The 23,166-nt window shown below is 66.3% G+C and carries 24 protein-coding genes; 12 read left to right on the forward strand and 12 right to left on the reverse strand.

From position 1 onward, the window contains the following. The 5 genes from B4L36_RS12130 to B4L36_RS12150 all read right to left on the reverse strand — a co-directional run. Nucleotides 1–1,184, reverse strand: a 1,184-nt coding sequence (locus tag B4L36_RS12130; protein ID WP_292957551.1) for an NAD(P)/FAD-dependent oxidoreductase, incomplete at its 3' end; no start/stop codon positions are given. Nucleotides 1,185–1,192: 8 nt separating this feature from the next. After that, entirely contained in the window at nucleotides 1,193–1,597 is a 405-nt protein-coding gene (locus B4L36_RS12135) for a nuclear transport factor 2 family protein (protein WP_292957554.1), read from the reverse strand. A 16-nt stretch (nucleotides 1,598–1,613) separates the two neighbouring features. Further along, complete coding sequence (locus tag B4L36_RS12140) at nucleotides 1,614–2,954, reverse strand: TRAP transporter large permease (RefSeq protein WP_292957557.1); 1,341 nt, start codon at nucleotides 2,952–2,954, stop codon at nucleotides 1,614–1,616. Then, nucleotides 2,954–3,511, reverse strand: coding sequence for a TRAP transporter small permease (locus B4L36_RS12145; protein ID WP_292957560.1), 558 nt, complete (start codon nucleotides 3,509–3,511; stop codon nucleotides 2,954–2,956). The genes B4L36_RS12140 and B4L36_RS12145 overlap by 1 nt, the downstream gene beginning before the upstream one ends. A gap of 87 nt (nucleotides 3,512–3,598) precedes the next feature. Continuing rightward, complete coding sequence (locus B4L36_RS12150) at nucleotides 3,599–4,603, reverse strand: TRAP transporter substrate-binding protein (RefSeq protein ID WP_292957563.1); 1,005 nt, start codon at nucleotides 4,601–4,603, stop codon at nucleotides 3,599–3,601. Nucleotides 4,604–4,715: 112 nt separating this feature from the next. Here B4L36_RS12150 and B4L36_RS12155 point away from each other — a divergent pair, with 112 nt between their 5' ends. From B4L36_RS12155 to B4L36_RS12175, 5 genes are all read left to right on the forward strand, one after another. Continuing rightward, nucleotides 4,716–6,185 (forward strand): PLP-dependent aminotransferase family protein, encoded by a 1,470-nt coding sequence (locus B4L36_RS12155; protein WP_292957566.1) that lies wholly within the window; start codon nucleotides 4,716–4,718, stop codon nucleotides 6,183–6,185. An 87-nt stretch (nucleotides 6,186–6,272) separates the two neighbouring features. Next, nucleotides 6,273–7,235 (forward strand): aspartate carbamoyltransferase catalytic subunit, encoded by a 963-nt coding sequence (locus tag B4L36_RS12160; RefSeq protein WP_292957569.1) that lies wholly within the window; start codon nucleotides 6,273–6,275, stop codon nucleotides 7,233–7,235. Further along, nucleotides 7,232–8,515 (forward strand): dihydroorotase, encoded by a 1,284-nt coding sequence (gene pyrC, locus B4L36_RS12165; RefSeq protein WP_292957572.1) that lies wholly within the window; start codon nucleotides 7,232–7,234, stop codon nucleotides 8,513–8,515. The genes B4L36_RS12160 and pyrC overlap by 4 nt, the downstream gene beginning before the upstream one ends. After that, nucleotides 8,512–9,099, forward strand: coding sequence for a glycerol-3-phosphate 1-O-acyltransferase PlsY (gene plsY, locus B4L36_RS12170; protein ID WP_292957574.1), 588 nt, complete (start codon nucleotides 8,512–8,514; stop codon nucleotides 9,097–9,099). Before pyrC ends, plsY begins: the two co-directional genes overlap by 4 nt. A gap of 466 nt (nucleotides 9,100–9,565) precedes the next feature. Then, nucleotides 9,566–10,141, forward strand: coding sequence for a hypothetical protein (locus B4L36_RS12175; protein WP_292957577.1), 576 nt, complete (start codon nucleotides 9,566–9,568; stop codon nucleotides 10,139–10,141). A 201-nt stretch (nucleotides 10,142–10,342) separates the two neighbouring features. Here the strand turns inward: B4L36_RS12175 and B4L36_RS12180 are convergent, their stop codons facing one another. The 3 genes from B4L36_RS12180 to smpB all read right to left on the reverse strand — a co-directional run bounded on the left by B4L36_RS12180 (nucleotide 10,343) and on the right by smpB (nucleotide 12,926). Further along, a complete protein-coding gene (locus B4L36_RS12180) occupies nucleotides 10,343–11,524 on the reverse strand; it encodes an aromatic amino acid transaminase (protein ID WP_292957580.1) in 1,182 nt (393 codons plus the stop codon). Between the two features lie 2 nt (nucleotides 11,525–11,526). Beyond that, on the reverse strand, nucleotides 11,527–12,381 hold the full coding sequence (gene sseA / locus B4L36_RS12185; protein ID WP_292957583.1) for a 3-mercaptopyruvate sulfurtransferase: 855 nt from the start codon (nucleotides 12,379–12,381) through the stop codon (nucleotides 11,527–11,529). A gap of 71 nt (nucleotides 12,382–12,452) precedes the next feature. Then, complete coding sequence (gene smpB, locus B4L36_RS12190) at nucleotides 12,453–12,926, reverse strand: SsrA-binding protein SmpB (RefSeq protein ID WP_292957586.1); 474 nt, start codon at nucleotides 12,924–12,926, stop codon at nucleotides 12,453–12,455. Nucleotides 12,927–13,041: 115 nt separating this feature from the next. Here smpB and B4L36_RS12195 point away from each other — a divergent pair, with 115 nt between their 5' ends. Beyond that, on the forward strand, nucleotides 13,042–14,697 hold the full coding sequence (locus B4L36_RS12195) for a thiamine pyrophosphate-binding protein (RefSeq protein ID WP_292957967.1): 1,656 nt from the start codon (nucleotides 13,042–13,044) through the stop codon (nucleotides 14,695–14,697). Next, the gene (locus B4L36_RS12200; RefSeq protein ID WP_292957589.1) at nucleotides 14,694–15,686 is read left to right on the forward strand and encodes a P1 family peptidase; all 993 of its coding nucleotides are present in this window, start codon (nucleotides 14,694–14,696) and stop codon (nucleotides 15,684–15,686) included. Before B4L36_RS12195 ends, B4L36_RS12200 begins: the two co-directional genes overlap by 4 nt. 54 nt (nucleotides 15,687–15,740) lie before the next feature. Here B4L36_RS12200 and B4L36_RS12205 read toward each other — a convergent pair whose 3' ends face one another. Then, on the reverse strand, nucleotides 15,741–16,412 hold the full coding sequence (locus B4L36_RS12205; protein WP_292957592.1) for a DUF1236 domain-containing protein: 672 nt from the start codon (nucleotides 16,410–16,412) through the stop codon (nucleotides 15,741–15,743). A gap of 193 nt (nucleotides 16,413–16,605) precedes the next feature. On the opposite strand from B4L36_RS12205, the gene B4L36_RS12210 reads away from it, so the two are divergent. Both B4L36_RS12210 and B4L36_RS12215 read left to right on the forward strand, forming a co-directional pair. Beyond that, complete coding sequence (locus tag B4L36_RS12210) at nucleotides 16,606–18,078, forward strand: NAD-dependent succinate-semialdehyde dehydrogenase (protein WP_292957595.1); 1,473 nt, start codon at nucleotides 16,606–16,608, stop codon at nucleotides 18,076–18,078. A 104-nt stretch (nucleotides 18,079–18,182) separates the two neighbouring features. Further along, nucleotides 18,183–18,437 (forward strand): GlsB/YeaQ/YmgE family stress response membrane protein, encoded by a 255-nt coding sequence (locus B4L36_RS12215; protein ID WP_292957598.1) that lies wholly within the window; start codon nucleotides 18,183–18,185, stop codon nucleotides 18,435–18,437. Nucleotides 18,438–18,512: 75 nt separating this feature from the next. Here the strand turns inward: B4L36_RS12215 and B4L36_RS12220 are convergent, their stop codons facing one another. Then, nucleotides 18,513–19,268, reverse strand: coding sequence for a DUF1013 domain-containing protein (locus B4L36_RS12220; RefSeq protein WP_292957601.1), 756 nt, complete (start codon nucleotides 19,266–19,268; stop codon nucleotides 18,513–18,515). 185 nt (nucleotides 19,269–19,453) lie between these two features. Here B4L36_RS12220 and B4L36_RS12225 point away from each other — a divergent pair, with 185 nt between their 5' ends. Then, the gene (locus tag B4L36_RS12225) at nucleotides 19,454–20,098 is read left to right on the forward strand and encodes a ribonuclease T2 (protein WP_292957603.1); all 645 of its coding nucleotides are present in this window, start codon (nucleotides 19,454–19,456) and stop codon (nucleotides 20,096–20,098) included. A gap of 63 nt (nucleotides 20,099–20,161) precedes the next feature. Here B4L36_RS12225 and B4L36_RS12230 read toward each other — a convergent pair whose 3' ends face one another. Then, nucleotides 20,162–20,794, reverse strand: coding sequence for a DsbA family protein (locus B4L36_RS12230; protein WP_292957606.1), 633 nt, complete (start codon nucleotides 20,792–20,794; stop codon nucleotides 20,162–20,164). Between the two features lie 189 nt (nucleotides 20,795–20,983). On the opposite strand from B4L36_RS12230, the gene B4L36_RS12235 reads away from it, so the two are divergent. Continuing rightward, a complete protein-coding gene (locus tag B4L36_RS12235; protein WP_292957609.1) occupies nucleotides 20,984–21,193 on the forward strand; it encodes a hypothetical protein in 210 nt (69 codons plus the stop codon). Nucleotides 21,194–21,241: 48 nt separating this feature from the next. On the opposite strand, the gene B4L36_RS12240 is transcribed toward B4L36_RS12235, so the two are convergent. Next, nucleotides 21,242–21,709: a hypothetical protein gene (locus B4L36_RS12240; protein WP_292957612.1), complete on the reverse strand. Its 468-nt coding sequence runs from the start codon at nucleotides 21,707–21,709 to the stop codon at nucleotides 21,242–21,244. A gap of 210 nt (nucleotides 21,710–21,919) precedes the next feature. On the opposite strand from B4L36_RS12240, the gene rimO reads away from it, so the two are divergent. Then, nucleotides 21,920–23,166, forward strand: a 1,247-nt coding sequence (rimO, locus tag B4L36_RS12245; RefSeq protein ID WP_292957615.1) for a 30S ribosomal protein S12 methylthiotransferase RimO, incomplete at its 3' end; no start/stop codon positions are given.

Below are 23,166 nucleotides of genomic sequence, written 5' to 3' on the forward strand. Positions count from 1 at the left end.
GCGCCGGGCAGGTCCGGCAGGCCGGTGATGCGGGGCATCATGTCATGGCTGACATCGACCCAGCCCCACCAGGAATAATCCAGATCGATCCCGCGCAGGGCCGGAAATTTCCGCGCCATCCCCTCGCGCAGCGCGTTCAGATGCGCCGGATTGGCCGCGTCGCGGCCGGTGATCGCGGCCCGCGATCCGATTTGCAGCCGGTTGTCGGGCAGCAGCCGGTAATAGTGGCGCAGGGTCCGGGTATCGGTCAGCGGCGACAGTTTCCTGATGCCGACCTCGTCCAGTTCCGACGGTGTCAGAACGCGGGTCACGACGCTGTTGGACATGATCGGCATCAGCCGGTCCCTCAGCCGCGGATGCAGCCCGCGCGGGGCATAGGCCGCCGTTGCCACCGCGACGCGACGCGCGCGGATGGTGCCGCCGGGCGTGCGCAGGTGATGGATGCCATCCTTCAGCAGCCAGCCCTGGACCGGGCTGTCGGTATGGACCCTGGCGCCCAGTTCACGGGCCACGCGCAGATAGCCGAAGGCCAGTTTGGCCGCATGGATGCCGGTGCCGTCGGGTTCCCACATGGCGCCATGCGCCTCGTGGTCACGGACGACGGTGTCATGCAGCTCGTCCCGGCCCATCATCCGCGCGCCATAGCCGAACGTGTCGTTCAGCAGCCGGGTTTCGCTTTCCAGTGCCGGCATCGCGGATGCCTTATGCGCGATGTAGTAATGGCCGCCATCCTGTGGCTGGCAATCGATGCCGTGATCGCGGATCAGGCCGCGGAACAGGTCAAACGCTTCGGTGACCTCGGCATGCAGGCCCTGCGCGGTATCAAGGCCCCAGCGTTTGATCCACTGGCTGCGCTTCAACCGGCCCGAACTGATCTGCGCCTGCCCGCCATTGCGGGTGGAACAGCCATAGGCAACGCCGTTCGCCTCCAGCACGGTGGCCTTGATGCCGTGCATCCGGGCCAGGTGGATGGCGCAGGACAGGCCCGTATAGCCCGAGCCGATCACCGCGACGTCCACGTCCATGTCCGCCGTGACCGGGCCGTCATCCTCGGGCGCCGGGCCCGCCGTGTCGATCCAGTAGGTCGGCGCGTAATCGCTGCCCGGTCCCAGCCCGCGGGCCGTCATCGGGTCGTAGAAGGGATCGAAGGGCACCGATCCCGCACGTCTGGCGATCATCTGCATGACACGGCTCACTTCGCGGGGATTGCCGGGCGCTGCTTGCGGATCGCCTGTTTCTCGACGATCCGGCCGCCCTCGATGCGGAACAGGTCGGCGCCCTGAACCTCGGTCCGGGTGCCGTCGGGGTTGGTGGCACGGAAGGTCCACTGGCTGACGCCGCGGGTGCCGTCCTCGGACAGGAAATGGCTGTGATCGGCCCATTGCACGTCAGGCATCGCGGTCCAGACCCCCTCGAAGGCCCTGGCGATGGCATCCTTGCCTTCGATCCTGTTGCCGTATTCATGTTCGCCCGCGACGGTGAAGAACACGCAATCATCGGCGAAATGCGTCATCACGCCGTCGATGTCGTGGCGGTTGAAGGCGTCGAAGGTGGCCTTCAGGTCGTCGGCGGTCAGGGCGCGAGTGGTCGTTGTCATAGGCGTGTTCCTTGCGTCAGTAGCCCATCATCCGGGGCAGCCACAGGGCGATTCCGGGGAAGATGGCGATGATGAAGATTGCGGTGACAGAGGCGAGCGCGAAGGGAATGGCCCGCAGGCTGATCCTTTCGATCGAGACCCCGGATATGCCCGAGGCGATGAACAGGTTCTCGCCCAGCGGCGGCGTCTGGAAACCCACTGACAGGGTGGCGATCATGACGATGCCGAAATGGATCGGATCGATCCCCATCATGTAGGCGACCGGCAGCATCACCGGGACCAGGATCATGATCGCGGCCAGCGTTTCCATGAACATGCCGATGACCAGCAAGAGACCGATCACCATGGCCCAGATCAGGTAGAGGTTCGTGGTCAGGGACAGGATCCCGCCCGCGATGACGGCGGGAACGTCGTTTTCGACCAGGATCCGGCCGAAGATGGTGGCGGTGAACAGGACCAGCAACACGCGCCCGGCCAGCCATGTCGTCGTGTCCAGCGACTTGATGACCTCGCGCAGATCCAGTTCGCGATAGATCGCGGCGCCGACGAACAAGGTGTAGAAGATCGCCACGATGGCGGCCTCGGTCGGGGTGAAGAAGCCGGAATAGATGCCGCCCAGGATCACCACCGGGGCCAGCAGCGCCCAGAAGCCGTGATAGCAGGCCGACAGGATCTTGCCGACCGAAAGCGGCTCGGCCGAGCCGTGGAAGCCGCGCATCCGGCAGCGGATGTAGTTCATCACCAGCAGGCCGCCGGCCATGACGACACCCGGCAGGAAACCCGCGATGAACAGCTTCGAGATCGAGACCGACTGGAACGCGCCATAGGTTTCGATCGCCGCGGAGGGCGGCTGCATGCCCATGGCCGAGATGCCGTAGATGACCATCGGGATCGAGGGCGGGATGATGATGCCAAGCCCGCCCGCCGCGGCCGTGACCGAAGCCGCGTAGCCCGCGCCATAGCCCTGCCGCACCATAGCCGGGATCATCAGCATCCCGACGGCCGCGGTCGTCGCCGGCCCCGAGCCCGAGATCGCGCCGAAGAACAGGCAGGCCATCACGGTGGCGGCGGACAATCCGCCGGTGAACGGACCGGCCAGGCTTTCGGCCACGTTGATCAGGCGCCGCGACAGGCCCGCAGCCTCCATCAGCGCGCCGGCGAGGATGAAGGCGGGCAGGGCCATCAGCGGAAAGGATCCGACCGCGGACCAGGCCATCTGCACCATCTTGATCGGATTGTCGCCCAGATACAGCATCGCCGCCAGCGACGAGACGCCAAGCGCCACGGTGATCGGCGCGCCAAGGATCAGCAGCCCGAAGAAGGCGCCGAAGAGGATTTCGACCAGATAGCTGTCCATCAGCGGTGACCCTTGTCATAGGCGCGCTTCTCGTCCTCGGCCAGTTCCAGCGCCGCCTCGACGCTGACCTTGTCGGGATCGGCGGGGTCGATGCCGCGCACCAGCTTGAGGTAGTTCACCTGGAGGATGCGCAGCGTCATCAGGGTGAAGGCGATGGGCAGGGCCAGATAGACATAGCGCATCTCCCATCCCAGGGTCTGGGCCTTCACGAAGGGTTTCAGGCGGCTGATGAATTCGATCGACTGCCAGATGAAGACCAGGTTGAAGGCGATCCAGAACAGATCGCCGATCGCCTCGACGATGCGCGCCTTCTCGCGGCCCAATGCGTTCAGGTGAAAGCCCACGCGGTTATGCGCGGCCATCCGGGCGGCGTAGGACGCGCCGAAATAGGCGAACCAGACGAACAGGATCACCGACAATTCCTCGATCCAGGTGATCGAGAAGCCGAACAATTGCCGGGCGACGATCTGCGCGAAAAGCAGCGTCACGAAGACGGCCAGCAGGATGCGGCAGACATGGCTTTCGAACTTGTCGAGAAAGGACCAGAGTGCTGGCATGGCGGTGCCTTTGGCTGACGGGCGCGCCGGGACGCGGACGGGGACGGGAACGAGGCGCGCGGGCCAGAGCCCGCGCGCGGTGGCGCATCACTGGGGCGCGGGTTCGCGGCCCAGCGAGGTCAGGACGTTGTCCAGAACCTCCTTGCCGCCGATCTGGTCATAGAATTGCGGCCAGACCGCGGCAGTCGCAAGATCGCGGAACTCCTTCTCGTCGTCGGCCGGCTGGGTGATCTCCATGCCGCGGCTGACCAACTCGTCGCGGATCTTGGATTCCTCGCTGCGCAGAAATTCGGACGATGCCTGCGTCGCGGCCTTGCCGGCGGCAAGAACCTGCTGCTGCTGATCCTCCGACAGGCTTTCGAACAGGGCCTCGCTGACGATCAGCGGCTCGATCGAGAACAGGTAGCGCAGGTCGGTGATGTATTTCTGGACCTCGTCGAACTTCATCGCGTAGATCGTCAGATAGGGGTTGTCCTGCCCGTCCACGACCTTCTGCTGAAGCGCGGCGAAGGTTTCGCCCCAGGCCATCGGCGTCGGATTGAGGCCCCAGCTCTTGTAGGTCTCGATCATGATCTCGTTCTTCGGGACGCGGATCACCAGCCCCTGCAGATCCGCGACCGTCGAAACCGGCCGCTTGGAATTGCTGAGCACGCGAAAGCCGGAATAGCCCCAGCCGATGATGCGCACGCCGGCATCCTCGATCGTCTGGTCGATCATCTGCTGGCCGACCTCGCCCTGCGTGATCTTTTCGGCGTCGTCCTGGCTGAGAATGACATAGGGCAGCGTCAGCGTGCCGACCGAGGGCGAGAACGGCGTGATGTTGTTGATGGCGAGGATCGAGAAATCCAGCGTTCCGGTGGCGGCGGCGGTCACGGTGTCCTGTTCGTCGCCAAGCTGGCCGTTCAGGAACAGCTTGCCGGTCATCTCGCCGCCGGTCTGTTCTTCCAGCGCGGCGACGAACGCCTTGCCAAGCGCCTCCTGCGATCCGCCGGCGCCATCGCCCACGGCGATGCGGTATTCCTTGGCCGCGGCGGGAACGGCAAGTGCCAGCGTCAGCGCGGTGCCGGTCAGAAAACGGGTCATGTAGCTCATCGGTTGATCCCTGTTGCTGGGGCCGCGTTGGTCGCGGCGTGTTTGGTGCGGCATAATGTTGCAGGCCGGTTGCCGCAAGGATATGTCCAGATGGAACCGTCTCTAGGTCCAGATGCACAGCCGGATTGCGCCCGAGGTCATCTTTCTGCGCGACAGCGACGCGCCGACGCGGCAGGGCCAGCTTGCCGCGGCCATCGTGCGCGCGGTGCTGGAAAGCCGGGCCCGGCCCGGAACACGCCTGCCCTCCAGCCGCAGCCTGGCCGGGGCGCTTGGCCTGTCGCGGATGACGGTCACGCTGGTCTATCAGGATCTTGTCAGCCAGGGCTATCTGGAGACGATCCCGAGATCGGGCATCGCCGTCGCCGCAACCGTGCCGCACAGGCGCCTTCGCGCGCAAGGTGCCAGACGGACCGAAGAACCGCCCGATTGGGGACACTGGCTTTCCGACCACCACCTGCCGCGCCGGATGATCCGGAAACCCGCGAACTGGCGCGATTTCCGCTATCCCTTCATCTACGGTCAGGCCGACCCGGCCCTGTTCGATCACAACGCCTGGCGCGATTGCGCGCGCCGCGCGCTTGGCACCCGCGATTTCGCGGAACTGGCCGCCGACCGCTATGGCGCCGACGATCCGCTGCTGGTCGATTACATCCGGTCCAATACCCTGCCCCGGCGGGGGATCACCGCGGGGCCGGACGAGGTTCTGGTGACGTTGGGGGCGCAGAACGCGCTGTTTCTGGCGGTGGAACTGCTGGCCCGCGCCGACCGTCTGGCCGTGACCGAAGAACCCGGCTACCCGGATTTCGCCGAAACCCTGCGCCGGGCGCAAAGCCCCACGACCTTCCTGCCCGTTGACGACAGGGGATTGCGGCCCGGCGATCTGCCCGGCAATACCCGGCTGGTCATCGCCACGCCCAGCCACCACATTCCGACCGGCGCAACCATGCCCCTGTCGCGGCGTCGCGAGTTGATCGCGAGGGCCGGGCAACGGGATTTCCTGATCATCGAGGACGACTACGACTTCGAGATGTCTTATCTGGCCCCGCCTGCCCCGGCGCTGAAATCGCTGGATGACGAGGGCCGCGTGATCTATCTGGGCAGTTTCTCGAAATCGCTGTTTCCGGGCTTGCGGATCGGCTACATGGTCGGTCCCGCCGCGCTGATCGCGCAGGCCCGCGCGCTGCGCTCGATCATGCTGCGCCATCCGCCCAGCCACCTGCAACGCATCACCGCCTATTTTCTCGCGCTTGGACATTACGACGCCCATATCGTCCGGTTGCGCCAGGCGATGAAGCGCCGTCGCGCGGTGCTGGAACAGGCACTGGCGGCATCCACCCTGCGGATCGAGGGCGCGGCGGCCTCGGGCGGGTCCAGCATCTGGCTCAGCGGTCCGGCGGGATGCGACAGCGCGGATCTGGCTGACCGGCTGGTCGCCGACAGCGTGCTGATCGAGCCGGGGGCGGTCTTTTTCGAAACCCCGCCGCAGCCCTGCCCGCTGTTCCGGCTGGGCTATGGCTCGATCGACGAGACCCGGATCCCCGAGGGCGTCGCGCTGATCGAGAGGGCCGCCAACATCGTCTGACGCGCAGCGACCCGGACCGTCGCGCGCCTTGCCGCCTGTGGTTCCATCTGCGATAGAAGGCGCGATCCGTCGCCAGAGAGGTCGCCCATGTCCTTCCGCGCCCGCCACCTTCTGGGCATCGACCATCTTTCCCCGCCCGAGATCGTGACGCTTCTGGATCTGGCGCAGGATTATGCCGGCCTGAACCGGCGCACGATCAAGCATTCCGACGCGCTGGCCGGAATGACCCAGATCAACATGTTCTTCGAGAATTCGACCCGCACCCAGTCCAGCTTCGAACTGGCCGGAATGCGGCTGGGCGCGGACGTGATGAACATGTCGATGCAGACCAGCTCGGTGAAGAAGGGCGAAACGCTGATCGACACGGCGCTGACGCTGAACGCGATGCAGCCCGACCTGCTGGTCGTGCGTCATCCGCAATCGGGCGCGGTCAACCTGCTGGCCGAAAAGGTCAATTGCGCGGTCATCAACGCGGGCGACGGGCGCCACGAACATCCCACGCAGGCGCTGCTGGACGCGCTGACGATCCGCCGCGCCAAGGGCCGGCTGCACCGCCTGAGCGTGGCCATCTGCGGCGACATCGCCCACAGCCGCGTGGCACGATCCAACCTGATCCTGCTGGGCAAGATGGAAAACCGCATCCGCCTGATCGGGCCGGCGACGCTGATGCCCGCGGGCGTGGGCGAGATGGGCGTCGAGGTCTTCGAGGACATGCGCGAGGGGCTGCGCGGCGCCGATGTGGTGATGATGCTGCGGTTGCAGCGCGAACGGATGGATGGCGGCTTCATTCCGTCCGAACGCGAATATTACCACCGCTGGGGCCTGGATGCCGAAAAGCTGGCACTGGCCGCGCCCGACGCCATCGTCATGCATCCCGGCCCGATGAACCGGGGCGTCGAGATCGACGGCACCATCGCCGACGACATCAACCGCTCGGTCATCCAGGACCAGGTCGAGATGGGCGTGGCGGTGCGGATGGCGGCGCTGGATCTGCTGGCGCGGAACCTGCGCGCCGAACGGGGCGCGGCGGCAGCGGGGGTGATGGTGTGACCGCGATCCTGTTCAGCAATGCCCGCCTGATCGACCCCGAGGCCGGGACGGACGGGCCCGGATCGCTGCTGGTCGGCGATGGCCGGATCGGGGGCCGCGGCGCGCCGGACGAGGCCGCGCCCGAAGGGGCGGAGATCGTCGATTGCGGCGGAAGGGTCCTGGCACCCGGCCTGATCGACTGGGGCGTCAAGATCGGCGAGCCGGGCGAACGGCACAAGGAAAGCTTCCGCAGCGCGGGCCTTGCCGCCGCTGCCGGGGGCGTGACCACGATCATCGCGCGGCCCGATACCGCGCCGCCCATCGACACGCCCGAATCGCTGGAATTCGTGACCCGCCGCGCCGCCGATGCGAAGGTCAACATCCGCCACATGGCCGCGCTGACCAAGCAGCGCGCAGGCCGCGAAATGGTCGAGATCGGGTTTCTGAGCGATCTGGGCGCGGCGGCCTTTACCGATGGCGTGCGCGTGGTCAGCGACAGCAAGCTGCTGTCGCGCTGCATGGCCTATGCCCGCGGCACCGGGGCGCTGATCGTGGGCCATCCGCAGGATGCCGGGCTGTCGAAGGGCGCGGCCGCGACCAGCGGCAAGTTCGCCTCGCTTTACGGCATTCCCGCCGTCTCGCCCATGGCCGAGGTGATGGGGCTGGATCGCGATCTGGCGCTGGTCGCCATGACCGGCTGCCGCTGGCACGCCGATCAGGTCACGCTTGCCGCCGCCCTGCCCGCCCTGCGGCGCGCGCGGGCGGCGGGGCTGGACGTGACCGCGGGCATTTCCATCCACCACCTGACGCTGAACGAATTCGATGTCGGCGATTATCGCACCTTCTTCCGCTTCACCCCGCCGCTGCGCTCCGAGGATGACCGCGAAGCGATGGTTCAGGCCGTGGCCGAAGGGGTGATCGACGTGATCGCCAGCTTTCACACCCCGCAGGACGAGGAATCCAAGCGCCTGCCCTTCGAGGCGGCGGCCCCCGGCGCGGTCGGACTGCAGACACTGCTGCCCGCCGCGATGCGGCTTTATCATCAGGGCGGATTGTCGCTGCCGCAGCTTTGGCGCGCGATGTCGCTCAATCCCGCCAAGCGGCTGGGGCTGGAAGCCGGGCGGCTGACGCCCGGCGCCCCGGCCGATCTGGTCCTGTTCGATCCCGACGCGCCCTTCGTTCTGGACCGTTTCGCCCTGCTGTCGAAATCGAAGAACACGCCCTTCGACGGCGCCCGGATGGAAGGCCGCGTGTCCGGCACCTGGATTGGCGGCAACCGCGTCTTCGGGGGTGCGTCATGATGCTGATCCTGTCGGCGATCTTCGGCTATCTTCTGGGCTCGATCCCGTTCGGACTGGTGATCTCGCGGGCGATGGGCCTGGGCGACCTGCGCCAGATCGGGTCGGGCAATATCGGGGCGACCAACGTGCTGCGCACCGGCAACAGGCCGGCGGCGCTGGCGACGCTGCTGCTGGATTCCGGCAAGGGCGCGATCGCGGTGCTTCTGGCGCGTGAAGTCGGCGGCGAAAACGCGGCGATGCTGGCCGGCGGCGCGGCCTTTCTGGGTCATTGCTTCCCGGTCTGGCTGGGATTCAGGGGCGGCAAGGGCGTCGCCACCTTTCTCGGCACCCTGATCGCGCTGCACTGGCCGCTGGGGCTGATCGCCTGCGCAATCTGGCTGGCAACGGCACTGGCCACGCGCATTTCCAGCCTTTCGGCGCTGCTGGCGGCGGCCTTGTCGCCGGTCGTCGCATGGGCAACCGGGCGCGGCGACCTGGCCGCCGTCTGCGCCTTCATGGCGGTGCTGATCTTCATCCGCCACAAGGCGAATATCGCGCGGCTGATGAATGGCAGCGAACCGCGGATAGGGCGGGGAAAGGGGTAACGCGCCCGACGCCCCTGCCGGATCAGGGCGAATATGGCCACCCCAGAAACACTTTGCGAACCTTTCCAGGGCAGAAATCTGGTATTCACCCCGGTTCAGAATTCCCGATATTGACTGCGGAAGCTTTCCATGAGACGCTTTATATAATTTTTGTTTACTATAAGACTGTTTTTTGTTTACTACGGGGCTCTCGTCATCGGCGATTCCGATCTCGTCGAAGGCTGGCCGTTATCCAGACAATCCGCTGTCACGGGGAGCCTTCGGCGTTTGGAAACCGTCTTGCTCTGTTTCCGACCGATCTGAACGTTTCGCAACCTCGCGATCAGGCTGACGAAGATGACCTGCAACACCGCGCGGACCGGTATGACCCTGGTTGGCAAGATTGGCGTGTGCCAAGAATCATAATCTTCCCGCCCGGGGAGAACTTGACCCTTTACCAATGCAATTTTCGAGGAATGGAACGGACATGGACATCATCGGTGACAACGGATTGTCAATCGTGGGCGGAAAGCTTTATCCCGGATTTGAGACCCCGCCCGCGCCGGAAGGTGCGGTTCTCATCGGGACCGATGCAGCGGGCAACAACTGGTGCTATGTCCAGCGTCTCCAGACCGCGCGGGTCGTCATCAGCAACGCCAACAATACCAGTGCCCCCCAGCAGATCACCTATTCGGTCAGCTCCGGCTCGACCATTGGCTTCAGCCAGAAATTCGGCGTCTCGGTAGAGGTGAGCGCAGGCATAAGCTTCCTGATCAATGTCAGCGCGAAGGTGCAGATAAGCGGCGAGATCGGTTTTTCACAGGCGTTTTCCAAGCTGGAAAGCACCGAAATCACCGCACAGACAGCGCCGGGCGTCAAAACGACGATCTATCAGGGCACGATCGTGATGTCATATTACAAACTCAGCAATGATTACACCGGATACCAGAATTATTGCACCCAGACCTGGGAAAACATGAGCACCGATGTCGTCGAAACAAATGCTTATGAGACGACAGAAACACCGTTGCCGACACTGACGGATCTCAAGGCCATGGTATAACCCAGGCATGGGCGCGGATCGCCTGACGCGGCTGCCGTGGCTTGACAGCTTCTTCACCGCGCCGGGGAAGTTCGACAGCCCTGCGCCCCCCCAACCCGATGACCGCATGACAGAAGGGGGCCGCGGCGGACGAACGGCGCCCCTTGGGCGCGGGATGCAAGGGCTTCGCGCCCCGCCGGATCACCGCCAGGGCGCGTTCCCTCAGATCCCCGCCTCGATGATGGCGCGGGCCAGGATCGGGACGGTGTGTCCGTTCAGCCCGGCGATGTTCAGCCGCGAATCGCCGACCATGTAGATCGCGGACTCGCTTTTCAGGGACTGCACCTGATCGGGCGTGGCACCGAGGCGCGAGAACATGCCGCGGTGATCGGCGATGAAATCGAACCGGTCGCTGCCCGACAATTCGCGCAGCTCGGAGGCCAGTTGACTGCGCAGCCCCAGCATCGTGTTGCGGACCTCCTCCAGTTCCGCCTGCCAGTCGGCCCGCAGAGCGGCATCCGCAAGGATCGTGCTGACGATGCGCGCCCCATGATCGGGCGGGAAGGAATAGTTCTGACGGTTCAGATAGGCCATGCTGCCCTGCGTCAGGTCGCGCGCCTCACGGCCCTCGGCCAGCGCCATCAGAATGCCGGTCCGCTCGCGGTAGATGCCGAAATTCTTGCTGCACGAGGCGGCGATCAGCACTTCGGGCAGGCTGCGCGCGACCAGCCGCGTCGCTTCGGCATCGGCTTCCAGACCGTCGCCGAAGCCCTGATAGGCCAGGTCGATCAGCGGCACCGCGCCGGATTGTTCAAGGATCGAGACGACCTCCTGCCATTGTTCCGGCGTCAGGTTCGCACCGGTCGGATTGTGGCAGCAACCGTGCAGCAGAACGATGTCGCCGCGGCCCGCCCTGGCGATATCGGCCTTCATCGCCTCGAAATCGACGCCCCGGCTGTCGTTGTCGAAATAGCGGTATTCGACGAAGGGCAGGCCCATGAATTTCAGGATCGACAGGTGGTTCGGCCAGGTCGGATCCGAAACGTAGACGGTCAGATCCGGGTTCGCCAGCCGGGCCAGTTCCAAGCCTTGCCGGATCGCGCCGGTTCCGCCCACCGTCGCCACGGAGGCCAGACGTTCGGCCGGCACCTCTCCCAGCACCATCCCGGCCATCGCCTCGCGATATTCCGGGGTGCCCGCAAGGCCGGTATAGGCCTTGGTGGTCTGGTTCTCCCAGATGCGCTGTTCGGCCTGCTTGACGGCCCGCATCACCGGCGTCACGCCCTGCGGATCCTTGTAGACGCCGACGCCAAGGTCGATCTTGCCCTGACGGGTATCGGCCTTGAATTCCTCGACCAGCATCAGGATCTTGTCGGGGGCTTGCGGTTTCAGGTTGGACAGCATTGTCAGGCGTCTCCGGTTGCGATTGGCAGGTCGGGAAAGCTGCCCCATTCGGTCCAGCTTCCGTCATAGAGCGAGTGGTTGCGGTGGCCGATCCGTTCCAGCGCCAGGCTGAGGATCGCGGCGGTCACGCCGCTGCCGCAGGTGGTGATGGCGGGCTGCGACAGATCGACCCCGGCGGTTTCGAATTCGGCCCGGATCGCGGCCTCGTCCTTCATCGTGCCGTCGGCATTGAACAGGCGTGCGAAAGGCAGATTGCGCGAGCCGGGGATGTGGCCCGCGCGCAGGCCGGGGCGCGGCTCGTCCACCTCGCCGCGAAACCGCTCGGGCGCGCGGGCGTCGATGATCTGGTGATCGGCCAGCTTGCTGGCCGCCGCCACCTGCGTCACGTCGCGGATCAGACCGGCCTGGCGCTGCACGGTGATGTGGCGGTCGCGCAGGATCGGGGCCATGTCCTCGACCGGGCGGCCCTCGGCCTGCCACTTGCCGAAGCCGCCATCCAGCACCGCCACGTCGATCTTGCCCATCAGGCGGAAATTCCACCAGACGCGAAAGGCGCTGCGCACATCGGAATTGTCGTAGACCACCACCTGATGGCCGTCGCCCACGCCCATCGCGCGCATCCGGCTGATGAACATCTCGACCGGGGGGGCGGTGTGGGGCAATGTGCTGCGCTTGTCCGAGATCGCGTCGATGTCGAAGAACCGCGCATTGGGGATATGGGCGGCCTCGTATTCGGCCCGTCCGTCGCGGCCGCTGGCGGGCATGTGCCAGCTTGCGTCGATCACCCGCAGGTCGGGGTCGTTCAGATGCGCGGCCAGCCATTCGGTCGAGACCAGCGTCTTCGGATCGTCCTGCATCCTCTTCCCCCGCATCAAGGCACGCGGTCCGATTTACAGGCCGAAGCCGCTGGCTGCAACGTGGCTTTCTTCTAGCCCTGCTTCAGAAGCCGCTGTTTCTGCCGGTTCCAGTCGCGTTTGGCGCTGGTTTCGCGCTTGTCGGCGATCTTCTTGCCCTTGGCGACGCCGATCTTCAGCTTCACCAGGCCGCGATGGTTGAAATACATCACCAGCGGCACCAGGGTCATCCCCTCGCGCCCCACGGACTGCCACAGCCGCGACAATTCGCGCCGGCTGACCAGCAGCTTTCGCTTGCGGCGCTCCTCGTGGCCGAAGACGCCGGCATTGGACAGGGCCGCGATATGGCCGTTGATCAGCCACAATTCGCCATCCTCGATGCTGGCATAGCTTTCGGCAATATTGGACTGGCCGGTGCGCAGGGACTTGACCTCGGACCCGGTCAGCACGATGCCCGCCTCCAGATCGCTTTCGATGAAGTAATCGAAACGCGCCCGCCGGTTCTCGGCGATCACCTTGTAATTTTTGTTCTCGGGTTCCTTGGCCATGACCGCGCTAGATAGGCGCGGCGCGCGCGGCTGTAAAGATCGCTGCGGCCTTCCTGGCCGATTGCCTTTGGCCGCGTCTTCGCGCTAGGGCGTGATGGCGGATGGAGGAACGGCGATGCGGCATGGCGGGACGATACTGGTTCAGGCGCTGAAGGCCAATCGGGTCGAGCGGGTCTTTTCGGTTCCCGGCGAAAGCTTCCTGGCGGCCCTTGACGGGCTGCATGACAGCGGCATCCAAAATATCGTCTGCCGGCACGAGGGCGGCGCCGCGATGATGGCCGAGGCGGCCGGCAAGCTGAGCGGCCGGCCCGGCGTGGCCTTCGTGACGCGGGGGCCGGGCGCCACCAATGCCAGCGCGGGTGTGCATGTCGCGCGCCAGGATTCGACGCCAATGATCCTGTTCGTGGGCCAGATCGCGCGCGGCGATACCGACCGCGATGCCTTTCAGGAGGTGGATTTCCGCGCCATGTTCGGCCCGCTGGCGAAATGGGTGGCGCAGATCGACGCCACCAATCGGATCGCGGAATACGTCCGCCGCGCCTTTGCGGTGGCCATGTCGGGACGCCCCGGCCCGGTGGTCCTGGCGCTGCCCGAGGACATGCTGTCGGATCGCGCCGACATCCCCGACCTGCCGGCCGCCGCGCGGCCGCTGCCCGATGTGGCGCCGCACGCCGTCGCGGCCCTGGCCGATGCGCTGGCCGGGGCGCGGCGGCCGCTGGTCGTCGCCGGCGGCTCGCAATGGTCGCAGCAGGCGGCCGATGATCTGGCGCGTCTGGCCCGCAACTGGGATCTGCCGGTCGCGGTGCCCTTCCGGCGGCAGGACCGGATCGACAACCGGTTGCCGCATTACGTGGGCGATCTGGGCGTGGGCATGAACCCCGAACTGGGGCGGGCCCTGGACGAGACCGACGTGATCCTGTCGCTGGGCGCGCGTCTGGGCGACACGCTGACGGCGGGATACAGGCTGATGGATCCGGTCAGACCGCGGGCGCGGGTGATTCATGTCCATCCCGACGAGAACGAGATGGGCCGCCTGTGGCAACCCGATCCCGGGCTGGTCGCCGATCCGCGCGAGGTCGTCGCGGCGCTGGCCGCCCTGCCCGCCCCGGACCGGGACTGGGCCGATTGGCGCGCCGATCTGCGCGCGCGCTACGAGGCATGGCAGCGCCCCCATGAGACGCCCGGCGCGGTGAAGATGGAACATGTCGTTGGCTGGCTCTCCCGGCATCTGCCCGAAGACGCGATCCTGACCAATGGCGCGGGCAATTACGCCGCCTTCCTGCACCGGTATTTCCGCTGGAAACGATACGGAACCCAGCTTGCGCCGACCTCGGGCAGCATGGGCTATGGACTGCCCGCCGCGATCGCGGCCAAGCTGGCCCACCCCGATCGGCTGGCGATCTGCCTTGCCGGCGACGGCTGCCTGCAAATGACGGTGACCGAGCTTTCGACGGCGGCGCAGTACGGAGCCCCTATCATCGTGATCGTCGCCAATAACGGCCAATACGGCACCATCCGGATGCATCAGGAGCGTCACTATCCCGGCCGCGTCTCGGGCACGGCGCTGTTCAGCCCCGATTTCGCGGCCCTTGCCCGCGCCTATGGCGGCCATGGCGAGATCGTGCGCGAAGACGGGGAATTCGCCGATGCCTTCGCCCGCGCCCGCGATGCCGGCACGCTGGCGGTGATCGAGCTGCGGCTGGATCCCGAGGCGCTGACGACGGGTGCGACGCTGAGCCAGATCCGCGATGCGGCACGCGGCGCGCGATGAGGTCCGGCCCGCGAAACCTGATTTCGGACGTGGCCGGTCTGCGGGTCGGGAACGCGGCCGAGGCGCGGCTGAAATCCGGGGTCACGGTGCTGACGGGCGATGCGCCCTTCACCGCGGCGGTGCAGGTCATGGGCGGCGCGCCGGGCAGCCGCGAGACCGATCTTCTGGCGCCCGACAAGCTGGTCACCGCGGTGGATGCGCTGGTCCTGTCGGGCGGCTCGGCCTTCGGGCTGGCCGCCTGCGACGGGGTGATGCAGGCGCTGCGCGCCGCGGGGCGCGGCTTTGCGGTCGGCGCGGCACGGGTGCCCATCGTGCCGGGTGCAATCGTCTTCGATCTGCTGAATGGCGGCGACAAGGACTGGACCGAAAATCCCTATCCCGCGCTCGGCCGTGCCGCCTGGCAGGCCGCCGCGCCCGATTTCGGCATCGGCAGCGCGGGCGCGGGAACAGGGGCGATGACGGGACGGCTGAAGGGCGGGCTGGGCTCGGCCTCGGCGGTGCTGGAGAACGGCCTGACCATGGGGGCGCTGGTCGTGGTCAATGCGATAGGCTCGGCGACCATCGGCGAAGGCCCGCATTTCTGGGCCGCGCCGTGGGAACTGGAGGGTGAATTCGGGCGCGGCGGCCTGCCGCGCAGCTTCCCGGCCGCGCAAGAGCCGCAGCCGATGAAACGTCAGGGCGAGGCCACGACCCTCGCCATCGTCGCCACCGATGCCGCCCTGGACAAGGCGGCGCTGCAACGGCTGGCCATCGCCGCGCATGACGGGCTGGCCCGCGCGCTGGTTCCCAGTCATACGCCGATGGATGGCGATTTGGTCTTCGCCGTCTCGACCGGGGCGCGGCGGGTCGCGGACCCGGTGGCGCAGGTCTTCGGGCTGGGCCATGCCGCGTCCTGCACCCTGGCCCGTGCGGTGGCGCGCGCAATCCACGCGGCCGAACCCGCGCCAGGCGATCTGCAACCCTGCTGGTCGGTGCGTTTCGGCGCATGAGAAAGGGCGGTGCGACAAGCGCACCGCCCCCAGAGATCGCCAAGAGGGAAAAACTCAGCGATAGATGTAAACGATCTGGCGGTCGTTCGGGTTCACCAGAACCGTCTGTCCATTGATCTGGGCATAGCGATAAGCCGGATATTCCGGGATATCATACAGGGTCACGTCTTCGGGAATGCCGGCACCGGGCACGACCTCGCCCTCCAGATAGACCGGATCGACGGTGTTCTGGGTCACGTAGGTCGTAACTTGCGCGTCAGGTTCCTCGGTCGCGGCAGCGCCCGAGGTTCCGCCAAGCGCCGCGCCCGCGACCGCGCCGATCGGTCCCGCGACCAGGGCACCCATCGCCGCCCCCGTCACGCCGCCCACGGCGGCGTTCTGGCCGGCGCCGGCCTTGTCCGCCGCCGGGGCCTCGATCACCGTGACGCCGATCTGCTGGCGGTTGGGATACAGCGGCTCGATCTTGTCGCCGGCCTTGACGGTCAGGTAATCGCCATAGGACCAGCCGCTGAGATCGCCGGCGACGACCTCGCACCAATTGGCGCTTTCGATACAGCCGCTTACGGTGACTTCGGCGCCCGACTTGATCGAGCCGATCACCTCGTTCTGCACGCCGGGACCCGAACGAACGTTCAGATCGGTGCCGGCCGTGGCCATGGTCTGGGCCTGGGCCGCGCCCGCCAGTGCGATCGCGGCGGCGGTGGTGGTCATGAACAGCTTGCGCATCGTTCTTCTCCTTGTTTGCCGATCCGGGCTTGCGGATCATTGGCGATCCAACCCCGCCCGCCGCAAGGACGTTCCTGCGCCGCCATCAACAGGACATCACTTTTTATTGCCGCCGCGGCGGGAACCCGCCCACTTTGACAAGGCTGGGGCAGCGTGATCATCTATCGCCAAATCGCCAAGGAGGCCGAAGCCGATGACCAAGCATTCCACCGATCTGAAAACCCTGCTGCGCGACCCGTCGCTGCTGGAAACGCGCGCCTTCGTTGCCGGCGAATGGGTCGATGCCGATGACGGTGCCACCTTCGATGTGGTCAATCCCGCCCGCGGCGACGTGATCGCGAAGGTCGCCGATCTGACCCGGTCCGAGGTTGCCCGCGCCATCGACGCCGCCGCCCAGGCGATGAAGGGCTGGGCCGCGAAGACCGCCAAGGAACGCGCGCAGGTGATGCGCAAGTGGTTCGACCTGATGATGGAAAACCAGGACGACCTGGGCCGCATCCTGACCGCCGAGATGGGCAAGCCCCTGGCCGAGGCCAAGGGAGAGATCGCCTATGGCGCCAGCTTCATCGAATGGTTCGGCGAAGAGGCCAAGCGCGTCTATGGCGAGACCATCCCGGGCCACCAGCCCGACAAGCGCCTGACCGTGATCCGCCAGCCGGTCGGCGTCGTGGGCAGCATCACGCCGTGGAATTTCCCCAATGCGATGATCGCGCGCAAGGCGGGACCGGCGCTGGCGGTCGGCTGTGGCTTCGTCGCCCGTCCCGCCGCCGAGACGCCGCTTTCCGCGCTGGCGATGGCGGTGTTGGGCGAGCGCGCGGGCCTGCCCAAGGGCATCCTGTCGGTCGTCACCTCGTCGCGGTCATCGGAGGTCGGCAAGGAATTCTGCGAGAACCCCAAGGTCCGCAAGCTGACCTTCACCGGCTCGACCGAGGTCGGCCGCATCCTGCTGCGCCAGGCCGCCGATCAGGTGATGAAATGCAGCATGGAACTGGGCGGCAACGCGCCCTTCATCGTCTTTGACGATGCCGATCTGGACGCCGCGGTCGAGGGCGCGATGGCGTCGAAATTCCGCAATAACGGCCAGACCTGCGTTTGCGCCAACCGGATCTATGTGCAGGCGGGTGTCTATGACGCATTCGCCAAGAAGCTGGCCGCCGCCGTGGACAAGCTGCGCGTCGGCGACGGGCTGGAAGACGGCACCACCACCGGGCCGCTGATCAACGAGGACGCGGTGGAGAAGGTCGAAGAACATATCAAGGACGTGCTGGATGGCGGCGGCGATGTCGTGACCGGCGGCAAGCGGATCGACGGCCTGTTCTTCCAGCCGACCGTGGTGACCGGCGTCAACGATGGCATGAAGGTCGCGACCGAGGAAACCTTCGGCCCGCTGGCGCCGCTGTTCCTGTTCGAGACCGAAGACGAGGTCGTGGACAAGGCCAACGCGACCATCTTCGGACTGGCGTCCTATTTCTATGCCCGCGACGTGGGCCGGATCACCCGGGTTCAGGAGGCGCTGGAATACGGCATCGTCGGCGTGAACACCGGGATCATCTCGACCGAAGTGGCGCCCTTCGGCGGCGTCAAGCAGTCGGGCCTGGGCCGCGAGGGCAGCCACCACGGCATCGATGATTATCTGGAGATGAAATATATCTGCCTGTCGATCTGACGGCGGATTTGCGGCGTGGCGGAACGATTGGCTTCCGCCGCGCATTTTGTCGGCGAACGGCGCCGCGGAAGCGGTGCCTTGGCATCAATCAGGGAAGGCTCGTCATGGAAGGTTTCGGCTGGATTCTGTCCATCATTCTCGGCGCGATTGCAGGCTGGATCGCGGAAAAGATCATGAAAAGCGATCACAGCCTGGTCGTGAACATCATCCTGGGCATTCTGGGCGCGCTGGTCGGGAACTGGCTGTTCCGCGCGCTGCTGGGCGGCACAGCCGGCGGCGTCATCGGACAGCTTGTGGTCGCGGTCATCGGTGCCTGCATCCTGATATGGCTGGGCAGGCTGGTCCGCAGCAAGACCTGACGGCCACGGTCACGGACCATGAAAACGCCGGCGCGGGTTTCTCCGCGCCGGCTTTCCCTTGTGCAGACGGTCGGCCTAGCGGTCGTCCTCATCCTCATCGTCGCCGCTGTCGGGCAGGTTGAAGAAACTGTCCGCATCCACCTCGCGCTGCGGCTTTTCCTCTTCGTCCTCGTCCCTGGACAGCGAGAAATTCTCCAGCCCGGCGATGGCGGTGGGCAGGCGCGGTTCCTCCCCGCTCATCGCCAGCGAGGTTTCGGTGCTGACCAGCTTGCGCCGTTCGTCATCGGTCATCACCTCGCCGTCGGCGGCGCGTTTCTTGGCCGCCTTCTGGACAGCGGCATCCAGTTCGGTCTGGCGGCACAGGCCCAGCGCGACCGGGTCGATCGGCTGGATGTTGGAGATGTTCCAATGCGTCCGGTCGCGGATCGAGTTGATCGTGGGCTTGGTCGTGCCGACCAGCTTGGCGACCTGGGAATCGGCCAGTTCGGGATGAAATTTCACCAGCCACAGGATCGCGGCGGGGCGGTCCTGACGCTTGGACAGCGGCGTGTAGCGCGGCCCGCGACGCTTTTCCTCGCCCTCGGCGGCAGGATTGTATTTCAGTTTCAGCGAATAGGCGGGATCGGCCTCGCCCTTCTTGATCTCGGCCGGCTCAAGCTGGTGCGAGGCCACCGGATCATAGCCCTTCACGCCGGCAGCCACGTCGCCATCGGCGATGCCCTGCACTTCCAACTCGTGCAGACCGCAGAAATCGCCGATCTGCTTGAAACTCAGCGTGGTGTTGTCAACCAGCCAGACGGCGGTAGCCTTGGCCATCAGCGGCTTGTTCATGTCTTTCTCCTTCGCATCTCGGCCCCGAGGATGGCCTTCATCAGCCGGGAAAACGGCTTTCGGCGGGTGCCATTCCTCGTTTTCGGGGGGAATTGCGGGTGGATATAGCGATTTCGTCGGCACGGGAAAAGGGGAATCGCACGAATCTCGGTGCGCGGCGGCATTTGGCGGGCTAGACTTGGACCATGAAACGCCTGTCCGCCCTTCTTGCCGCGATGCTTTGGGCAAGCCTTGCAGTGCCGGCCGCCGCCCAGGACCGCGCCGGCCGGTTCGATTATTACGTCCTGTCGCTTGGCTGGTCGCCCTCCTGGTGCCGTGCGACGGGGGATTCCCGCGATGCCGGGCAATGCGACGCCGGCGGCAAGACCGATTTCATCGTCCATGGGCTCTGGCCGCAATATGAACGCGGCTGGCCGCAGGATTGCGCCTCGGACGATCGCGACCCGTCGCGGCGGGACAGTCAGGCGATGGCGGATCTGATGGGCTCGGGCGGACTGGCCTGGTATCAGTGGAAGAAACATGGCCGCTGTTCGGGGCTGTCGGCGGCCGGCTACTTCGCGGCCACCCGCGAGGCGGCGACGCGCGCGCGCATCCCCGGTGTGTTCGACGGCCTGTCCCGCGACATCACGCTGCCGCCCTCGGTCATCGAGGATGCCTTCATCGAGGCCAATCCGGCGCTGACCCGCGACGGCATCACCGTCACCTGCCGGTCCGAGGCCCTGCAGGAGGTCCGCATCTGCCTGACCCGCGATCTTCAGCCACGCGACTGCGCGCCCGATGCGCGGCGCGATTGTTCGCGGCGTTCGGTCCTGATGGAAAAGGTGCGCTGAACCGACGGCCCCGCCCGGCCCCGGGATGCGGCCACCGAACCGAAAGCGCCGTCGAAGATCCCTTCAGCCCGCCGAGGTGCCCAGCGTCTTGCGGGCTCGGGCGACCATATCACGCATTTCCTTCAGGCTCATCGCGCCGAAGACGGCCTCGTCTCCGGCGACGAAGGCGGGCGTCCCCATCAGGCCCATATGATCGGCAAGCTGGAAGGACAGGGCGATGTGGTCACTGACACGCTTGGCGTCCATCTCGCGGCGCAATTGCGCCTCATCCAGTCCGACCTCACGGGCGACGCGCATCACCGTCGGTTCGGCCGCGCGCACCTTCAATTTCATCAGCGCCTCATGGAACTGCCAGTATTTTCCCTGGCTCAGCGAGGCCAGCGAGGCGCGGGCCGCAAATTCGCTGCCGGGCCCGAAGACCGGCCATTCGCGATAGACGACGCGAAGCTGCGGATCGGACAGGATCAGCCTCTGCACCGTGCCGACCATCTTCCGGCAGAAGGGACAATTGTAGTCGAAGAACTCGGTCAGCGTGACATCGCCCTGCGGATTGCCCAGAACCGGAGCATTGGGCGAGCGTTCCAGCGCCTTGCGCAGTTCCTCGGGCATCGGGTTGGGCCGGTCCTGCGCGAAGGCCGGCAGCGCGGCGGCACCGAGCGCGGCACAGGCGGTCAGCAAATGGCGGCGGGTCGGCATGGGCGTTCCTTTCGGGTCGTCATCGGATGTCGCACCCGGACAGGGATAGAAGGCCGTCGGATGCGGGAACAGTCACGTTTCGGTGGGGTCGGACATGCGATCTGCCGCCGATGCCGGCGGGTTTCCTTTGGAAAATGGGTGATTCGGCCGCATTCTGTCCGGATACATCCCAACTGGACAGGAACCGCCATGCCCCGTCTGACCGTTTCCGCCGCCATTGCCGCGCTGCTGGCCCTGCCTGCTGTCGCGCAAGAGACGCCGACACCCGTTCCCGTGATCCCCGCGCCGCAGACACAGGCCACGCCGCAGACCGGCGACGCCCAGGGCGAAACCCGGCCCCAACCGATCGCGCCGGCGCGGAAAGCCACCTGCTCGGATCGCAAGCAGGTGACGTCGTAATCGGGCCCGCGGCCCGCAACTCCGTGCCGCGACGGGCGGGATGCGGGTTCATTTCTTGCGGCCCGGCCGTTTCGACCTTTTGCAGATCTTCGCCTGCGGATCGAGGCGGACGTATTCGCGCGCGCTGATCCGGTTGATCGACAAGGACCGGTTCCAGCCGCCGAACCATTCCCGGCGGATCCCGTTGCGGTAATATTCACCCATGATCTGATCGACCAGCGGCGGGATGATCGTGGTGCCGGGGATGCGCGGCGCGTGAAAGCCGATCGTCAGTTTCGGGCCCAGACAGGCATTGGGCAGCGTAGTCAGAATCGTGCAGGCCGAATCGCAAACGCCCCGGATGCGGATCGGACGGCTTGACCGCGCCAGTTCGGCCCGCCGCCGGACCATCTGCAGGACATTGCCGCCCTTGTCGTTCCAGATATCCAGATAGCCATCGGTCACGCGCATCTCGGCCGCCGCCGGCAGCGGCGCCAGGGCCAGCGCGACCAGCAGCGCGATCCGGGCCGCCTTCATCGACCGCGCTCGGGCGCCGGCAGCCGGGGGCCGGCCGGCGGCGGCGCGACAAGGACAAGGGCAAGCATCAGCCGGGCCATGGTCGTGGTCATGGCAACAGTATCGGCGGAAGCAAGCCGGCGCGAAAGCCGTCAGTCGCTCCTGTCACGCAATCGTCAGGTCTTGTGCGCGGCCCTTCCCTGACCGGGCGGAATCGCTTATCTGCGGCCCATGCAGCAGAACCCGCCCGATCTTCGCCCCGACCTTGCCCGCGCCCGCATCCCCGAACAGCGGCGCGACGGTCAGCCGACCATCGGCATGGTCAGCCTGGGTTGCCCCAAGGCGCTGGTGGACAGCGAACGCATCCTGACGCGCCTGCGCGCCGAGGGTTACGCGATCAGCGCGGATTACGCGGGCGCGGATGCGGTGGTCGTCAACACCTGCGGCTTTCTGGACAGCGCCAAGGCGGAATCGCTGGATGCGATCGGCGAGGCGCTGGCCGAAAACGGCCGGGTGATCGTCACCGGCTGCCTGGGGGCGGAGCCCGACTATATCACCGGCGCGCATCCCCGCGTCCTGGCCGTGACCGGACCGCATCAATACGAACAGGTCCTGGATGCGGTCCATGACGCGGTCCCGCCCGCGCCCGATCCGTTCATCGACCTGCTGCCCGCCAGCGGCGTCAGCCTGACGCCGCGCCATTACAGTTATCTCAAGATCTCAGAGGGCTGTAACCATAAGTGCAAGTTCTGCATCATCCCCGACATGCGCGGCCGCCTGGTCAGCCGCCCGGCCCATGCGGTGATCCGCGAGGCCGAAAGGCTGGTCGAGGCCGGGGTCCGCGAGCTTCTGGTCATCAGCCAGGACACCAGCGCCTACGGCCTTGACCGCCGCCATGCCGAGGAACGCGGCCACCGCGCCCATATCACCGATCTGGCCCGCGACCTTGGCTCGCTGGGGGCATGGGTGCGGCTGCATTATGTCTATCCCTATCCGCATGTGCGCGACCTGATCCCGCTGATGGCCGAAGGACGGGTGCTGCCCTATCTGGACATTCCCTTCCAGCACGCGCATCCTGACGTGCTGCGCCGCATGGCCCGGCCGGCGGCGGCGGCGAAGACGCTGGACGAGGTCGCGGCCTGGCGCGCGATCTGCCCCCAGATCACCCTGCGATCCACCTTCATCGTCGGCTATCCCGGCGAGACCGAGACCGAATTCCAGACCCTGCTGGACTGGCTGGACGAGGCGCGACTGGATCGCGTCGGCTGCTTTCAATACGAGAACGTCAAGGGCGCGCGGGCAAACGATCTGCCCGATCATGTCGCCCCCGAAATCAAGCAGGACAGGTTCGAGCGGTTCATGCAGAAGGCGCAGGCCATCAGCGAGGCAAAGCTCGCCGCCAAGATCGGACAGCGGGTCCAGGTGATCGTGGATCAGGTGGACGCCGATGGCGCCACCTGCCGCACCAAAGCCGATGC

This window comes from Paracoccus sp. UBA889, from assembly GCA_002294185.1.
Classification (GTDB): Bacteria; Pseudomonadota; Alphaproteobacteria; order Rhodobacterales; family Rhodobacteraceae; genus Paracoccus.

Coding starts and splice junctions, on each gene's coding strand:
- B4L36_RS12150 (WP_292957563.1), bottom strand. CDS start 4,603: ATGAGCTACATGACCCGTTTTCTGACCGGCACCGCGCTGACGCTGGCA.
- B4L36_RS12155 (WP_292957566.1), top strand. CDS start 4,716: ATGCACAGCCGGATTGCGCCCGAGGTCATCTTTCTGCGCGACAGCGAC.
- B4L36_RS12210 (WP_292957595.1), top strand. CDS start 16,606: ATGACCAAGCATTCCACCGATCTGAAAACCCTGCTGCGCGACCCGTCG.
- B4L36_RS12235 (WP_292957609.1), top strand. CDS start 20,984: ATGCCCCGTCTGACCGTTTCCGCCGCCATTGCCGCGCTGCTGGCCCTG.
- B4L36_RS12230 (WP_292957606.1), bottom strand. CDS start 20,794: ATGCCGACCCGCCGCCATTTGCTGACCGCCTGTGCCGCGCTCGGTGCC.
- B4L36_RS12145 (WP_292957560.1), bottom strand. CDS start 3,511: ATGCCAGCACTCTGGTCCTTTCTCGACAAGTTCGAAAGCCATGTCTGC.
- B4L36_RS12215 (WP_292957598.1), top strand. CDS start 18,183: ATGGAAGGTTTCGGCTGGATTCTGTCCATCATTCTCGGCGCGATTGCA.
- B4L36_RS12205 (WP_292957592.1), bottom strand. CDS start 16,412: ATGCGCAAGCTGTTCATGACCACCACCGCCGCCGCGATCGCACTGGCG.
- B4L36_RS12180 (WP_292957580.1), bottom strand. CDS start 11,524: ATGCTGTCCAACCTGAAACCGCAAGCCCCCGACAAGATCCTGATGCTG.
- B4L36_RS12140 (WP_292957557.1), bottom strand. CDS start 2,954: ATGGACAGCTATCTGGTCGAAATCCTCTTCGGCGCCTTCTTCGGGCTG.
- plsY (WP_292957574.1), top strand. CDS start 8,512: ATGATGCTGATCCTGTCGGCGATCTTCGGCTATCTTCTGGGCTCGATC.
- B4L36_RS12160 (WP_292957569.1), top strand. CDS start 6,273: ATGTCCTTCCGCGCCCGCCACCTTCTGGGCATCGACCATCTTTCCCCG.
- B4L36_RS12195 (WP_292957967.1), top strand. CDS start 13,042: ATGCGGCATGGCGGGACGATACTGGTTCAGGCGCTGAAGGCCAATCGG.
- B4L36_RS12135 (WP_292957554.1), bottom strand. CDS start 1,597: ATGACAACGACCACTCGCGCCCTGACCGCCGACGACCTGAAGGCCACC.
- B4L36_RS12225 (WP_292957603.1), top strand. CDS start 19,454: ATGAAACGCCTGTCCGCCCTTCTTGCCGCGATGCTTTGGGCAAGCCTT.
- sseA (WP_292957583.1), bottom strand. CDS start 12,381: ATGCAGGACGATCCGAAGACGCTGGTCTCGACCGAATGGCTGGCCGCG.
- B4L36_RS12200 (WP_292957589.1), top strand. CDS start 14,694: ATGAGGTCCGGCCCGCGAAACCTGATTTCGGACGTGGCCGGTCTGCGG.
- smpB (WP_292957586.1), bottom strand. CDS start 12,926: ATGGCCAAGGAACCCGAGAACAAAAATTACAAGGTGATCGCCGAGAAC.
- B4L36_RS12175 (WP_292957577.1), top strand. CDS start 9,566: ATGGACATCATCGGTGACAACGGATTGTCAATCGTGGGCGGAAAGCTT.
- B4L36_RS12240 (WP_292957612.1), bottom strand. CDS start 21,709: ATGAAGGCGGCCCGGATCGCGCTGCTGGTCGCGCTGGCCCTGGCGCCG.
- B4L36_RS12220 (WP_292957601.1), bottom strand. CDS start 19,268: ATGAACAAGCCGCTGATGGCCAAGGCTACCGCCGTCTGGCTGGTTGAC.